This window comes from Brucella grignonensis, assembly GCF_002252505.1.
GTDB lineage: Bacteria > Pseudomonadota > Alphaproteobacteria > Rhizobiales > Rhizobiaceae > Brucella > Brucella grignonensis.
Window position 1 is genome coordinate 76,340 of record NZ_NNRL01000162.1, and the last position, 13,733, is coordinate 90,072.

A 13,733-nucleotide genomic window follows, 5' to 3' on the forward strand; every position below is an offset into this window, starting at 1 on the left:
AACATCACACACCGGGCAGCATGAGGCGGCCTGTATGTGTGATGCCGGAGAACGGAGACTACATGTACCAGCTGCGCTACGAAGACGTCATGAATGATGATATGGCGAGCGCCAAGGAACGGGAGCGAATGCTTTTTGACCGTTCGATCGAGATGCTTGCCGCTGCCAAGGCCAACGGGGCCGGATCGCGCGAAGGCATCGATGCTGCCTACTTCACCACCAAACTCTGGACCACGATCATTGACGATTTAGGGTCAGACGAGAATGTACTCCCTAAGGAGCTCAAGGCGGCCATCATTTCAGTAGGGATATTCATCCTCAAAGAAATGGAACTTATTCGGCAGGGCGAAAGCAGTGATTACGATACCTTGATCGAAATCACCGAATCCATCCGGGATGGTCTGTGATATGACGACCAATAATGGCAAGTCGGCAATTCGTCTTTCGCTGCGGGCCGGCGAGAAAATCTACATTAATGGTGCGGTGCTGAAATCCGACCGGAAAGTGTCGCTCGAGCTGTTGAACGACGCGACCTTTCTGCTGGAAAACCATGTTCTGCAACCCGATGAGACAACGACGCCGCTGCGTCAGCTCTATTTTGCCGCACAGATGATCTTGATCGAACCGGCTCTGAAAGAGCAGGCCTGCAATACATTTGCGCAGATGCTGAAAGGCATGTTTGTGGCATTCAGGGACGCGGAAATCCTCAATGCACTCAAACTTGTTGATGAGCTGGTGCATAATGGACGTGTTTTTGAAGCATTGAAGACAATCCGCGCGCAATATCAGCGCGAGGTGGAGCTGATGGGTGAAACTGTCCCGGTGGCGCCTGCCAAACAAACCGAAAAGTCTACGGAGGCAAGTCTATGACCACCACATCGACAGTCGGTGCGAATAATACGACGAACAACACAGCCAATTCATCGAGCAGCAATGCTGCTGCCAAGGCCAGTGTGGATTACAATTCCTTTCTGAAACTTCTGGTTACGCAGATGCAGAATCAGGATCCGACGCAGCCAATGGATGCGACGCAATATGTTTCCCAGCTTGCCACCTTCTCCAATGTGGAGCAGTCCGTGCAGATGAACAGCAAGCTTGAAACGCTGATTGCCAATTCATCTCTCTCGCAGGCGGAAGGCTGGATTGGCCGCACATTGACAAGTGCTGACGGCACAGTTTCCGGCGTCGTCAAATCCGTGACCATTCAGTCGTCGGGCATGCTCGCCGAACTGGAAGACGGCAAGACGATGCTGATCGGCCAAGGCGTCAAGATCAGCTAAGGAAAACGGTTTTGAACGAAGCTGATGCGCTCGATATCGTCAATTCGGCGGTTTGGACCGTGCTTATGGCCAGCGGCCCGGCCGTCCTTGCAGCCATGCTTGCGGGCATCGGTATTGCGCTGTTTCAGGCTTTGACACAGATACAGGAAATGACACTGACTTTTGTGCCGAAAATCATCGTCATTTTTGTTGTACTGGCCTTTACCTCGCCGTTTGTCGGTGCACAGATCAATTCTTTTACGCTGCTTGCTTATTCGCGTATCGAAAAGGGATTTTAGAACCATATTACCGGAGAGGCTCCCGTTTACTTGACGTAGCCCTCGCGCAAGCTTCGCCGTTTATGTTTCGTCCCACAATAGGAGACGGACGTGCAGCAGGCAGCAGCTAAGCCATTAACAAAGCGTGGAATTCTGACAGGCAGCGACTTGGGTCTTGCTGCTGGTATTGTCATTATTCTGACTGTGCTTTTCCTGCCTGTGCCAGCGGTGGTGCTGGATATCGGTCTGGCTTTTTCGATCGCCTTCTCCGTTCTTATCCTGATGGTTTCGCTGTGGATTCAGCGTCCGCTCGACTTCTCGGCTTTTCCAACCGTATTGCTGATCGCAACTATGATGCGCCTGTCTCTCAATATTGCGACGACGCGTGTGATCCTCACGCATGGCAATGAAGGCTATCTGGCAGCAGGTCATGTGATCCACGGCTTCTCGCAATTCGTGATGGGTGGCGATTTTGTCATCGGTCTTGTCGTCTTCTCGATCCTCATCATCGTCAACTTCCTTGTCATCACCAAGGGTGCAACGCGTATTGCGGAAGTGGGTGCACGCTTCACGCTCGATGCTATTCCCGGCAAACAGATGGCAATCGATGCCGACCTTTCTTCCGGTCTGATCGATGAGAAGCAGGCGCAGCATCGTCGTCGTGAACTGGAAGAGGAAAGCTCGTTCTTCGGTTCGATGGATGGTGCTTCGAAATTCGTACGCGGTGATGCGATTGCTGGTTTGATCATCACAGCGGTCAATGTGTTCGGTGGCATCATCATTGGCGTAACCCGCCATGGCATGGATATCTCGCAGGCAGCCGACGTGTTCACCAAACTCTCCGTTGGTGACGGTCTGGTTACGCAAATTCCGGCGCTGATCGTCTCGCTTGCAGCCGGCCTTCTCGTTTCCAAGGGCGGCACGCGCGGCTCGGCCGATCAGGCGATTTTCGGACAGCTCGGCGCTTATCCAAAAGCCCTTCTGATTGCATCATTCCTGCTGTTTGTGCTGGGTATCATGCCTGGATTACCAGCATTTCCGTTCTTCCTGTTGGGCGGCGCCATGGCGTTTGTCGGTATTGCCGTGCCGCGTCGTCAGGCCCGCCAGCGCGAGGCTGAAGCAGCAGAAGAACAGTCCAAGCAGCGAGATATGGAAGAACAGGAGCGCAATTCCGTCAAGGCTTCGCTGGAAACCACACAGATCGAGCTTTGCCTTGGTAAGCAGCTCTCCGCTCGCCTCATTGCATCGCAGCAGGAGTTGGCACATCGCGTTGCCAAGATGCGTAAGAAGTTTGCGCAGGAATACGGTTTCGTTATCCCTGAGATCAAGGTAACGGACGATATTTCGCTCCCACCAAAGAGCTATCGTATCAAGATCCACGGTACTGCGGTTGCGAGCCATGAATTGCGGGTTGGTGAAATTCTCGTCGTGTTGGGCGAACGACCGATCCCGTCTATTCCCGGTGAAGAAGTGCGCGAGCCAGCCTTTGGGATGCGTGCCTATTCTGTGCCGGAAACATTTACGTCCGATCTGCGTCGCGATGGCTATATGACCGTCGATAATCTGTCTGTGCTTCTCACACATTTAAGCGAGATTGTGCGTAACAATCTGGCACAGCTTCTATCCTATAAAGACATGCGGATTCTGCTTGATCGCCTCGGGCCGGAATATCGCAAGCTTCTTGAAGATATCTGCCCGGCAAATATATCCTATTCAGGGCTGCAGGCTGTTTTGAAGCTGCTACTTGCGGAGCGCGTTTCAATCCGCAACCTGCATTTGATCCTTGAATCGATTGCAGAGATTGCTCCTCTCGTCCGCCGCCCTGAAATGATTGTCGAGCATGTTCGCATGCGTATGGCGCAACAGATCTGCGGCGATCTGTCGGATAATGGTGTGCTCAATGTTCTGCGCCTTGGCAACCGCTGGGATCTGGTCTTCCATCAGAGCCTCAAGCGAGACAATAAGGGCGAAATCGTCGAGTTCGACATCGATCCGCGCCAGCTTGAGCAGTTTGGTACCGAAGCCACGGCAGCCATACGCAAGCATTTTGATAGCGGTGAGCGGTTTGTACTGGTTTCATCTCCTGAAGCACGTCCATATATCCGCATGATTATCGAACGGCTTTTCGCAACCTTGCCGGTCCTGTCGCATGTCGAGATCGCACGCGGTGTCGAAGTGAAATCGCTCGGCGCGATTTCCTGACGGGGAGGAAGCCCGTTGCCGATCACGCAACTGCCGATCAATGAACTTGTCTTCGCGGCCATGCTTGCATTCTGCCGCGTTGGGGCATGTTTGATGCTGATGCCGGGCATATCGAGCGGGCGGATACCGCTGCAGGTGCGGTTGTTCATCGCGCTCGCCTGCTCATTCGCTGTTCTGCCATTGGTGATTGCGACCATTACACCCAGCCTTGAGGGCAGTCATCCGTTGGCGATGTTTCGCCTGATGCTGAGCGAGATGTTCATCGGCGCGGTGATTGGGATTCTGGCACATATTTATTTCTGGGCTCTGCAATTCATGGCCAATATGATGGCGATGGCAGTGGGCTATTCCGGTACGCCAGCGGACGCGATTACTGAACCTGAACCGCAAGCAACGCTCGCAACTATTGTCACCTTCAGCGCGCTGTTTCTGTTTTTCGTGACGGATATGCATCTGGAGATTTTGCGGGCGCTGCTGAATTCCTACACCGCGATACCCGTTGAAGGGCATTTCAGACCTGATGCGGCAATGATCGATATCAGCGACGCTCTTTCGGGGGCATTTCTGGCAACCTTGCGTATCGCAGCGCCATTTATCGTCTTTGCGATTCTGGTCAATTTCGCCATTGGGCTGATCAACAAGCTGACACCGACGATTCCAATCTATTTTGTGTCGATGCCTTTTGTGCTCGGTGGCGGATTGCTGGTCGTCTATTTCATTTTGCCGGAACTGCTGCGTTTCTTTGTCGGCGAAACGTCAACGCAGATGCGCAATCTGTTCTGAGGATTTCATGGCTCAAACCAATGCCCGTAATCTCAAAAAGCTGATTGCATTGCAAAAGCTGGGCGCTGCTCGCCTTGAAGCATCTCTTGCGGTGACGAATAATCGCAAGGCAGTGCTCGAAGAAGAGCGGGAAGCGCTGATCGCTATGCAGGATCGGCGTTACGATGATGAATCATTCACAGTCGATCCCGCACTGCTTATCAAACGTCTTGGAAGCAATGCGTCAGAAAGCGAACGCATTGAACAGCAGCTCGAATCACAGCGTAGCGACCTCCTGAAAGAACAGCGTCGGGTAGAGCTTCTTGAAGGCCGGCTAGACACGGTACGAAGTGATGCCGAAAGACGAGAACTCGCAAGCCTCATTGAAGAGTTTATCAGTCGGAAAACATCAACAGCGTAATGGGTGGCCTCGCGGATGCCGAAAGTTAATATTCAATTATAACAATAACCTGACGGAAATCCGATAAATTTTCCGCATCGCGTTGACCCTGGGCTTGTCATAAAACCGAAGCTGATTCGTACCGCAAGCTTCAGTCAAGTTTGGCAAACTATGGTGCAATCAAGAGATGAAGAAGGACGAATTGTATGGCGATCAATCCGCCGTCAGATCTGGTGATGGACGTGGCGCGGGCAGCCGATCCGCAAGCTTATCGCCTGGCGGCTGAACGCCTGAAGTCGATATCGGCCGGCACAGGCCCGATGGGGACTGATGCGGATAAGGGTTTGCCAGAGAATTTTGTGAGCTTCTCTGAAAGTCTGGGTTCAGGGGTCAGGATCAATCCCGAAAGCCAGAATGCGACCAATCCGGCCTATCGAAAGTTTGAAGCTTTCATGCTGCAATCTTTCGTCCAGTCGATGTTTACCAGCGATACGACGGCCACTTTTGGCAAGGGTATTGCAGGTGAGTATTGGAAATCGATGATGGCTGAGGCCATGGCCAATAAAATGGCAGATACGGGCGGCGTGGGCATCGCCCGTATGCTTGAAGCGCAAGCAGCGATAAAGCAGCGAGCGGAGAATTCGGCAACGTTGGCTTTGGGAGACGTCGTTAACGATCTGGGACAGGGAATGAGCAAGGAGACGGTGTCGAAGGATATCGTTCACGGATTTGAACGCCAGCTCATTCAGAAGCAACTGGAAAACAATGAAAACGGAGAACGTGCTTAAAGTTGATCCAGAGCATTTCCCACAAAACTGCCCAACGGTTTTGCTGAGGATAATGCAATGGACCAAAGATCGAGCGGTTAAGCCGAAGAAGCTTTTGCCGAATTCGATCTAACCAGCGATTGAGAGTGCGATCCGCTTATACATACAATTGAGGAAACCCTAACATGACTGACACAAGCTCCGAAATCAGCTTGCTCCCGCAAGCGCCGGAAGCAGCATTGGATGTCGATCCGGTACAGGAGCTGGAGCAGCAGCCAGTACTCAAGCCGGTTGTGCGCGCTATTCAGCGTCTTGAGGATGTCATTGATACGGAAACCCGTCTTTTGCTTGAAGGTGGACATCCCGATCTTGCTGACATCAATTCACGCAAGAGCCGCGGCTTATATGACTTCAACAAGGCAATCAAAAAGGCTGCAAGCCTTGCCGAACCTGCCACGATGAAGGGATTACAGCCGCTGCTTGATAGCCTCAAGCAGAAGCTGGAGAAGAATTGTGAAGCCCTGCAATTGCACCTGCGTGCGGTCGGTGAACTCGCTGATCTTATCCGTGGCGCGCTGGAGACGCAGGACGCAGACGGCACCTACAGCATGCAGAGCGCGAGGCTCGGTCACGCCCGATGATCCGCATATTTGCAATCGGCCTTTGGATATGCGCGGTGGCTCTCGGATCGCTGTTCTTGGCCGTGCGCCAGAACGATGCGCCTTCGGGCGAAGTGCAAGCGAATGCAGGTGCATTTGGTGGGCTCGATTACGTCAAGACTGACGTGATAAGTGTGCCGATTATCTCCAATGGCAGCGTTGCGGGTTATGTTGTGGCTCAGCTGGTCTACACGGTCGATTCGAATATTCGCAAGAAGCTCACTGTGCCGCTTGAATACTTCATCAGCGACGAGATTTTTCGCAAATTCTACGGCAGCTATTCGGATACGAAGGCAATTGAGAAAGTGAACTTCGAGGCCGTACGTGCGTCGGTTATCACCGATTTGAATGCGCGCTTCCCAGAGCCGGTGATCAAGGATCTGTTGGTCGAACAGTTCAATTACATTTCTGCGAACGAGATTCGCTCCATGAATATGCGTGGTGGTGCTTCACCGGAAAGCGCAAGCAAACAAGCGGCAGCCGAATCATCTCACAGTGAGTAATATTTTCCTGCCAGCTGGCTCAAACGTTCTTCATCAAGCGTGGGTATGGAAGGGTCTGTGATAAACTGGACGCCGATCTCCCGCTTTTCGCGCCACATGATTTGAGCCAGAAGCGCCCTTGCATAGTAGTCGTCAAATAGCCAGAAGCGTTCGGGAAGGCTGGGAACGTCAGTTATCCTTAGTCTCGCGCCATGCGAGGCAATATCGCTGAACTGACACTCGATGATGAAGCGCCCGTCAAGATCTATAATCTTACCTGATCGCAGCCGCGTGCGCTGTCGCTCTTCCCTACGTCGCTCGTGAGATGGCTTGTTGCGCACCATAAAATTCTGCCTGCTGTTCCCCTTGAAGGAAAAATATAGCAGGCATCACTTTAGTAAGCGTTACCTAACTTCAGTGCTCACCGCATTTTTCACAGCGACCACGCAATTCCAAAGTTGTCTTGCGCGATTTAAACCCACTTTGAACGCTCCACGCGCTGACGAGATTTTCGATGGCCGGATCGGAAAATTCTGTCACCTGTCCGCATTGTTCGCAGATGGCAAAAGCAATAAGGCCATGCTGGTGGCATTGCGGATGAGCGCAGGCAACGAAAGCATTGAGGCTTTCGAGACGGTGCACCATCCCGTAATCAAGCAGCTTTTCCAAAGCACGATAAACCTGCAACGGAGCGCGAAAGCCATCATCGCGGAGCTGGTCGAGAATCGTATAGGCGCTTAGTGGCCCATCCGCCTTGGACAACACATCGAAAACCAGTGTCTGATTGCGGGTCAGGTCATGCGATGGGTGATTATGCGCGTGATGATGGTCGTGGTGATTGCTCATTGTCCAGCGGTCCGTTTCGGTGAAGCCTCTCTCCTATTTAATGGCAGGAGGCTTAAAATGAAAATAGCCAGTGCGGCAACGACGATTGATGGGCCCGATGGCGTGTCGAATTCAACAGAACCGTAAAGCCCGCCGATAACGCCAACTGCCCCGATGATGGAAGCCATGACGGCCATTTGCTCAGGCGTTGAAGCAAACCGACGGGCTGTCGCAGCAGGAATAATCAGAAGTGACGTTATCAGCAAAATACCGACGATCTTCATCGAAATGGCGATAACAATTGCCAGCAGCAGCATGAAGATGATGCGCGATAAGGCAGGATTCAAGCCTTCGGCCCGTGCTATATCTTCGCTGACGGTTGCTGCAAGCAGTGGGCGCCACAACCATGCAAGCACGGCGAGCACCAGAATTCCGCCGCCATAGATAAAAGCGATGTCGAGACGCGAAACTGCGAGCAGATCGCCAAACAGGAATGACAGCAGGTCGACACGCACCCATGTCATAAAGGCGACGATGACCAGTCCCAGCGATAATGTCGCGTGTGAAAGAATGCCCAACAGCGAATCCGCAGAAAGCGAATGTCTTTTTTGCAGCAGCAAAAGGATGGCTGAAATGGCAACGGCTACGGCAAAAACACCAATCATCAGATTGATATCAAGGATCAGTGCCAGTGCGACGCCCAGCAATGCCGAATGCGCCATGGTGTCACCAAAATAGGCCATCCGCCGCCATACGATGAAGCAGCCAAGGGGGCCCGTGGTCAGTGCCAGGCCTATCCCGGCAATCAAAGCGCGGGTGAAAAAATCGTCAAACATGGGGTTTGCCTTCCTCATGATGGTGATGATGTTCACCATCATGGTGATGGCCATCTTCGGCGTGGCAGTGATCTGTCACCGTGCCATCGGCGTGCAAGACGCGGCCGTCAGGCAGATGGGTGTGATCGTGATGATGCTCATAAACGGCGAGAGGACCAACGGCGAGAGGATCGGCGGCGCGGCTCCCGAACAAGCGCAAATATTCCGGACTGGCGGTTACATCGCGCGGCGTTCCGCTGCAGCAGACATGACCATTGAGGCAGATGACGCGGTCGGTTGCCGCCATAACAAGATGCAGATCGTGGGAGATCAGCAATACACCGCAGCCTGTGTCATCACGTAATTTGGCAATCAGCTCATAAAGGGCTGCTTCGCCGGAAAAATCGACGCCCTGTACCGGCTCATCTAGCACCATGATATCGGGCTTGCGTGCGAGTGCACGGGCCATCAATGCTCGCTGAAACTCGCCACCCGACAGATTGGTAATCTCTGCTTTGAGAAGATGTGTGATTCCGACGGCATCCAGCGCACGCACAATATCCGCTTTGGGTAGGGGCCCGGTCAGTGTCATCAAGCGCTCGACAGAAAGCGGCATGGTCCGGTCAATATTGATCTTCTGCGGGACATATCCGATCCGCAGACCTTTTATATGATAGACCTCGCCCTCATCGGGCTTGAGAATATGCAGCGCCATTTTGGCTGTGGTGCTTTTACCCGCACCGTTGGGGCCGATAAGTGTGACGATCTCACCGCGATGGATCGTCAGGTCAACATTGCGCACAAGCCATCGCCCGTCGCGATAAACGCCGGCACCTTTCAGATCGATCAATGGTTCCCGCTTTGAATGTGCGGGGAGGGCGGTTTTACGGGCCATATAAAATGAGCTTTCGCTGCCTTTATGAGAGCATCAGCGCTTTGTCTTGAGGGACAAACGGCGCTCTCGAAATTCTTGTCTCAAGATGTGTGAACGATATGCCGATTCGTGTTCATTTGCGTTGCCCGGTTAAGCACTGTGAACAATTCTCCAAAAAGAGGTTGTGTCTCCTTATCGCAGACGTTATAGCATAACGCAAATGATGTAATATAATAACATATCACTTGTATATGTTGTTCGCTTTTGCTGACGTTCAAGAGAGAGCCCGAGAAAATATCATGAAACACTTCCGATCCCTTCTGTTGGCATCCGCATTTATGGCTGTTTTGGGTGGGGCGGCCTCCGCCGCCGAGCGCAGCGGCGTTGTCGTTTCGATTAAGCCGCTACATTCCCTGGTCGCTGCTGTGATGCAGGGCGTTGGTGAGCCAAAGCTGATCGTTCAGGGTGCGGGATCGGAACATTCTTACAGCCTCAAGCCATCTGATGCCCAAGCCATAGAGCACGCGAAGGTCATCTTCTGGGCCGGGCCTTCAATGGAGACCTTTCTCGATAAGCCATTCGATACCTTGGGCGAGGGCGCTAAAGTTGTTGCACTTGGCGAAGCTGATGGACTGACGAAGCTCAAATTCCGCGAAGGTGGTCCATTCGAGGCGCATGATCATGGTGATGAAGGTCACGAGCATAGCGCCGAGGCTGGCTCTCATGATGCCCATGACCACGCAAAGGAAAGTGCTGAAAAGGCCGAAGAGCATCACCACCATACAGAGTTCGACCTCCACTTCTGGCTTGACCCTCAGAATGGAAAGGTTCTTGTCGGTGATATCGCCAAAGTTCTGAGCGAAAGTGATCCTGAACATGCGGCGCAATACGAAAAGAATGCAGCCGATTATGCCGAAAAGCTGGATGTGCTGACCAAAGATATCGACAGCGAACTTCAGTCTGTCAAAGACAAGCCGTTTATCGTCTTCCACGATGCATATCAGTATTTTGAGAACCGCTTCGACGTAAACGCTGCGGGTTCGATTACTGTCAGCCCTGACAAAGCACCGGGTGCAGCCCGCATCAAGGACATCCATGAGAAGATCAAATCGCTCGGCGCTGTATGCGTGTTCTCCGAACCGCAGTTTGAACCAAAGCTGGTCAACACTGTGATTGACGGCACCGAGGCCAAAACGGGCGTGCTTGATCCACTCGGTTCGGAATTGAAGGATGGTCCTGATCTCTATCCGCAACTCATTCGTAATCTGGCTGATTCACTGAAGAGCTGTTTGTCGGAGTAGTACTGATCGCACTCTTGTTCTGGGGCCCCACCCGGAAGCGATCAGTTCTTGGGCCGGGCTGTTTGATTTTTCCGACGGTCCGGCCCATTGATTCTCAACACGCTTTGGAAAAGCTCTCCAGTTATTCCAAGGCATGTTAAATTTCTCAATCAGGTGGCTTCGCCGCCTCTTTTTAGTTAAATAAATGTAATGATATAACATTAATAATTGGCAACGCTGCTCTAGCAGCTTTTGTATCAACCGCAATCAAAGGAGATGCCATGAAAAGGCTTCCAGTCACCGTTCTTTCGGGCTTTCTTGGAGCCGGAAAAACCACGCTCCTTAATCACGTGCTCAACAACCGCGAAAATCGGCGTGTCGCGGTTATCGTCAACGATATGAGCGAGATCAATATTGATGCCGCTTTGGTACGTGAAGGTGGTGCCGGCTTATCGCGTACCGAAGAGCAGCTTGTTGAAATGACCAATGGCTGTATTTGCTGCACATTGCGTGATGATCTTCTGAAAGAAGTGGCTCAACTCGCCTCGCAGGATCGTTTTGATTATCTCCTGATCGAATCGACCGGCATATCTGAACCTCTACCAGTTGCCGCCACATTTGAATTTCGCAATGAGAAGGGTGAAAGTCTCTCCGACCTTGCCCGTCTAGACACGATGGTTACGGTTGTGGATGCCGCCAATTTGCTTAAAGACTACTCTTCCAGCGATTTCCTGCGCGACCGTGGCGAGTCACTCGGAGACGAGGATGAGCGGACACTGGTTGATCTGCTGGTCGAGCAGATTGAGTTTGCGGATGTTGTTGTGCTCAACAAGGTTTCCACCTCAAGCGCCGAAGAATGTGATCTTGCGCGTAAGGTGATCAAGTCACTCAATCCCGACGCAAAAATAGAGGAAGTCGATTTCGGACAGGTCTCGCTTGATTCGATTCTCGACACACGCCTGTTCGATTTCAATCGCGCCCACGAACATCCGCTTTGGTATAAAGAACTCCACGGTTTCCACGAGCATGTGCCGGAAACAGAGGAGTATGGTGTGCATTCATTTGTGTATCGTGCCCGTCGTCCGTTCGATCCAGCACGCTTTCAAAGCTTTATTGATCGAAGCTGGCCGGGGGTGGTTCGTGCAAAGGGCTTTTTCTGGCTGGCAACGCGTCCTGATTATGTGGGCGAGTTGAGCCAAGCTGGTGCACTGGTTCGCACCAACAAGCGCGGTCGTTGGTGGTCGGCAGTTCCCCGCAGCTATTGGCCTGTAGATCCGGATTGGCATCAGGCGATGCAGCCCTATCTCGATGCTGAATGGGGAGACCGGCGGCAGGAAATTGTATTTATCGGAGTTAGGCCGATGGATAAGGCTAATATGATTGCTGAACTTGATGCCTGTTTGGTGCCTGAACAGCTTTTTGTGCCGCAAAACTGGCGAAAGCTGGCCGACCCGTTTCCAAATTGGTCAGCGGCAGCCTAGATTCTATTCAGCCGACAGCGCGGTAATTTCAGATATCTTGCTGTCGGCGAGAGTACGATGATCGAGCACGTTGGCGATCGCCTCGCGCACGTCCAACATCATGTGCCGTACTTCGCATTCGGTTTCATCGCAATCGTCGCAAGGCTGGTAATCGGTTTTGCTGGCGCAGGCGATAGGCGCAAGCGCCCCATCCAATGCCCTGATGATATTGCCGATATGGATCTCGCTGGCGGGGCGGGCAAGACAAAATCCTCCGCCTTTGCCTTTGCGGCTCAATACAAACCCTGCGTTTCGCAACTCGATGAAAATATTATCGAGAAACTTCCGCGGGATATGATGCCTTTCGGCAATCTCGCTCGCTGAAGTCAGCTGACCGTCCGATATATTGGCCAGGTGCACCATGGCTTTCAGGCCGTATTTGCCTTTTTTGGTTAGCATGGCATCTCTGTTGCAATGTCCAACGGACGGTCTAATTTCCCTAGTGATCGCATATATAATAAGAATTAGGGAGTTACGGCTGTTCCGGCAAGTTACTTTCACGTCGCACTATGTCGGCGTCGCCTTTTTTAACGCCAGTGCCAGCGCACCTTGCAGGCTGTCACCGAGTGGTTCCCGATAGAACTCCTTATATGGAAAGAATGGCAGTGCGGTGTAGGACGACGCCAACCCACCGGTAATGCTGAAACGTTGAAGCTCTCCGATTCGCAAATTATCCAATCCCCTACGGATCATTTCACAGGCTTCCGCGAGAATTTTTATGCTGAGCGGATCGTCCCGCACTGCAAATTCGAAAAGCATTGGAGCAAAAGCGGCATAGTCAGCGGCGCTGGCTGTCCGGGAGAAAACTGTGATGTCACGCGGATCGTTATCGAATCTCGCAAGAACCGCGCGAGACAAATCTGAGTGCTGCGCGAATCCATCAACTGCGAGCAGCACCTGTTCCAGTAGTTCGCGACCGAGTTGTGCGCCTCCAGCGTGATCGCTCAGCATAAAGCCGCGCCCGCCGACGATACGGATCGCGTCGCCGGTCCGCCTTACAAAGGCTGATCCCGTTCCCAGAATCGCGATAGCAGCATCGCCATCCCCCATCGCTCCCTGCAACGCTGTGAGCGTATCTGAAACGATTCTGCTCACTTTGAACGGCAGACGCTCATATATAAGAGTATGATCAGGAAGAGAGTTGGCACCAGCCAGCCCCAACACGGCGCTCGCCGATTCATATATAGAAGTGCCCAAACCGGCATTCTTACGCGCTCGGTCTGCTGCTTTACATATATGAAGAATGCTATTCTCTTGGTCTGCCCCTATATTCGCAGGCCCAGATGCGCCTTCACCCAGCACTCTGCCGTTCTGATCTGCAACGATTGCACGGCATCCAGTGCCACCGCCATCGATCCCGAAGTGATAAGTGATCGCCATTTCTGTCATTTCATTGTCGCAAATAAAGGAATCGGCAGGCTGGAACGGTTGATATTCTATTAAGATGCACCATATGCCCTGTGGAAAGAAAGTTTGATATTTTTGTTATTTTAGCGTTGACAGTTTTGATTAGTGGGACGTATATAGCGCCACAACGAGGGCGGCGACGTCGCAAGCGACAGGCTGATGCGTCCTTGGGGTTGACATAGATTGATTGACAGTGATGTTTG

General features: G+C 52.4%; 18 protein-coding genes. 12 read left to right on the forward strand and 6 right to left on the reverse strand.

All coding sequences use genetic code 11. The features are described from left to right. The first annotated feature begins 62 nt into the window (after window positions 1–62). The 10 genes from flaF (at window position 63) to CEV33_RS13860 (ending at window position 6,830) form a co-directional block, all read left to right on the forward strand. Complete coding sequence (gene flaF, locus CEV33_RS13815; RefSeq protein ID WP_094541025.1) at window positions 63–407, forward strand: flagellar biosynthesis regulator FlaF; 345 nt, start codon at window positions 63–65, stop codon at window positions 405–407. A 1-nt stretch (window position 408) separates the two neighbouring features. Further along, on the forward strand, window positions 409–870 hold the full coding sequence (gene flbT, locus CEV33_RS13820; RefSeq protein ID WP_094541026.1) for a flagellar biosynthesis repressor FlbT: 462 nt from the start codon (window positions 409–411) through the stop codon (window positions 868–870). Further along, window positions 867–1,280, forward strand: a complete 414-nt coding sequence (gene flgD / locus CEV33_RS13825; protein ID WP_094541027.1) for a flagellar hook assembly protein FlgD — start codon at window positions 867–869, stop codon at window positions 1,278–1,280. The genes flbT and flgD overlap by 4 nt, the downstream gene beginning before the upstream one ends. 11 nt (window positions 1,281–1,291) lie before the next feature. Next, the gene (gene fliQ, locus CEV33_RS13830; RefSeq protein WP_094541028.1) at window positions 1,292–1,558 is read left to right on the forward strand and encodes a flagellar biosynthesis protein FliQ; all 267 of its coding nucleotides are present in this window, start codon (window positions 1,292–1,294) and stop codon (window positions 1,556–1,558) included. A 90-nt stretch (window positions 1,559–1,648) separates the two neighbouring features. Next, window positions 1,649–3,739 (forward strand): flagellar biosynthesis protein FlhA, encoded by a 2,091-nt coding sequence (gene flhA, locus CEV33_RS13835; RefSeq protein WP_094541029.1) that lies wholly within the window; start codon window positions 1,649–1,651, stop codon window positions 3,737–3,739. A 15-nt stretch (window positions 3,740–3,754) separates the two neighbouring features. Next, the gene (fliR, locus tag CEV33_RS13840; RefSeq protein ID WP_094541030.1) at window positions 3,755–4,522 is read left to right on the forward strand and encodes a flagellar biosynthetic protein FliR; all 768 of its coding nucleotides are present in this window, start codon (window positions 3,755–3,757) and stop codon (window positions 4,520–4,522) included. 7 nt (window positions 4,523–4,529) lie between these two features. Continuing rightward, window positions 4,530–4,922, forward strand: coding sequence for a hypothetical protein (locus CEV33_RS13845; protein ID WP_094541031.1), 393 nt, complete (start codon window positions 4,530–4,532; stop codon window positions 4,920–4,922). A gap of 185 nt (window positions 4,923–5,107) precedes the next feature. Further along, window positions 5,108–5,689, forward strand: coding sequence for a rod-binding protein (locus CEV33_RS13850; RefSeq protein WP_094541032.1), 582 nt, complete (start codon window positions 5,108–5,110; stop codon window positions 5,687–5,689). 164 nt (window positions 5,690–5,853) lie between these two features. Beyond that, the gene (locus tag CEV33_RS13855) at window positions 5,854–6,309 is read left to right on the forward strand and encodes a flagellar protein FlgN (RefSeq protein WP_094541033.1); all 456 of its coding nucleotides are present in this window, start codon (window positions 5,854–5,856) and stop codon (window positions 6,307–6,309) included. Continuing rightward, window positions 6,306–6,830, forward strand: a complete 525-nt coding sequence (locus CEV33_RS13860; protein ID WP_094541034.1) for a hypothetical protein — start codon at window positions 6,306–6,308, stop codon at window positions 6,828–6,830. The genes CEV33_RS13855 and CEV33_RS13860 overlap by 4 nt, the downstream gene beginning before the upstream one ends. Here CEV33_RS13860 and CEV33_RS13865 read toward each other — a convergent pair. The 4 genes from CEV33_RS13865 to CEV33_RS13880 form a co-directional block, all read right to left on the reverse strand. After that, window positions 6,818–7,153 carry a PilZ domain-containing protein gene (locus tag CEV33_RS13865; protein WP_094541035.1) on the reverse strand — a complete coding sequence of 112 codons (336 nt, stop codon included), beginning with the start codon at window positions 7,151–7,153 and terminating at the stop codon, window positions 6,818–6,820. The genes CEV33_RS13860 and CEV33_RS13865 overlap by 13 nt on opposite strands. A gap of 70 nt (window positions 7,154–7,223) precedes the next feature. Beyond that, window positions 7,224–7,655 carry a Fur family transcriptional regulator gene (locus CEV33_RS13870; RefSeq protein ID WP_094541036.1) on the reverse strand — a complete coding sequence of 144 codons (432 nt, stop codon included), beginning with the start codon at window positions 7,653–7,655 and terminating at the stop codon, window positions 7,224–7,226. Further along, entirely contained in the window at window positions 7,652–8,512 is an 861-nt protein-coding gene (znuB, locus tag CEV33_RS13875) for a zinc ABC transporter permease subunit ZnuB (protein ID WP_374818394.1), read from the reverse strand. The genes CEV33_RS13870 and znuB overlap by 4 nt, the downstream gene beginning before the upstream one ends. Then, the gene (locus CEV33_RS13880) at window positions 8,463–9,344 is read right to left on the reverse strand and encodes an ATP-binding cassette domain-containing protein (protein WP_094541038.1); all 882 of its coding nucleotides are present in this window, start codon (window positions 9,342–9,344) and stop codon (window positions 8,463–8,465) included. Before CEV33_RS13880 ends, znuB begins: the two co-directional genes overlap by 50 nt. 278 nt (window positions 9,345–9,622) lie before the next feature. Here CEV33_RS13880 and znuA point away from each other — a divergent pair, with 278 nt between their 5' ends. Together znuA and zigA are read left to right on the forward strand one after the other, a co-directional pair. Then, window positions 9,623–10,624, forward strand: a complete 1,002-nt coding sequence (gene znuA, locus CEV33_RS13885) for a zinc ABC transporter substrate-binding protein ZnuA (protein ID WP_094541048.1) — start codon at window positions 9,623–9,625, stop codon at window positions 10,622–10,624. Window positions 10,625–10,884: 260 nt separating this feature from the next. Then, entirely contained in the window at window positions 10,885–12,084 is a 1,200-nt protein-coding gene (zigA, locus tag CEV33_RS13890) for a zinc metallochaperone GTPase ZigA (protein ID WP_094541039.1), read from the forward strand. 3 nt (window positions 12,085–12,087) lie between these two features. Here zigA and CEV33_RS13895 read toward each other — a convergent pair whose 3' ends face one another. Then, window positions 12,088–12,522 (reverse strand): RrF2 family transcriptional regulator, encoded by a 435-nt coding sequence (locus tag CEV33_RS13895; RefSeq protein ID WP_094541040.1) that lies wholly within the window; start codon window positions 12,520–12,522, stop codon window positions 12,088–12,090. Between the two features lie 108 nt (window positions 12,523–12,630). Next, window positions 12,631–13,512, reverse strand: coding sequence for a BadF/BadG/BcrA/BcrD ATPase family protein (locus CEV33_RS13900; RefSeq protein WP_094541041.1), 882 nt, complete (start codon window positions 13,510–13,512; stop codon window positions 12,631–12,633). Window positions 13,513–13,733: the final 221 nt, after the last annotated feature.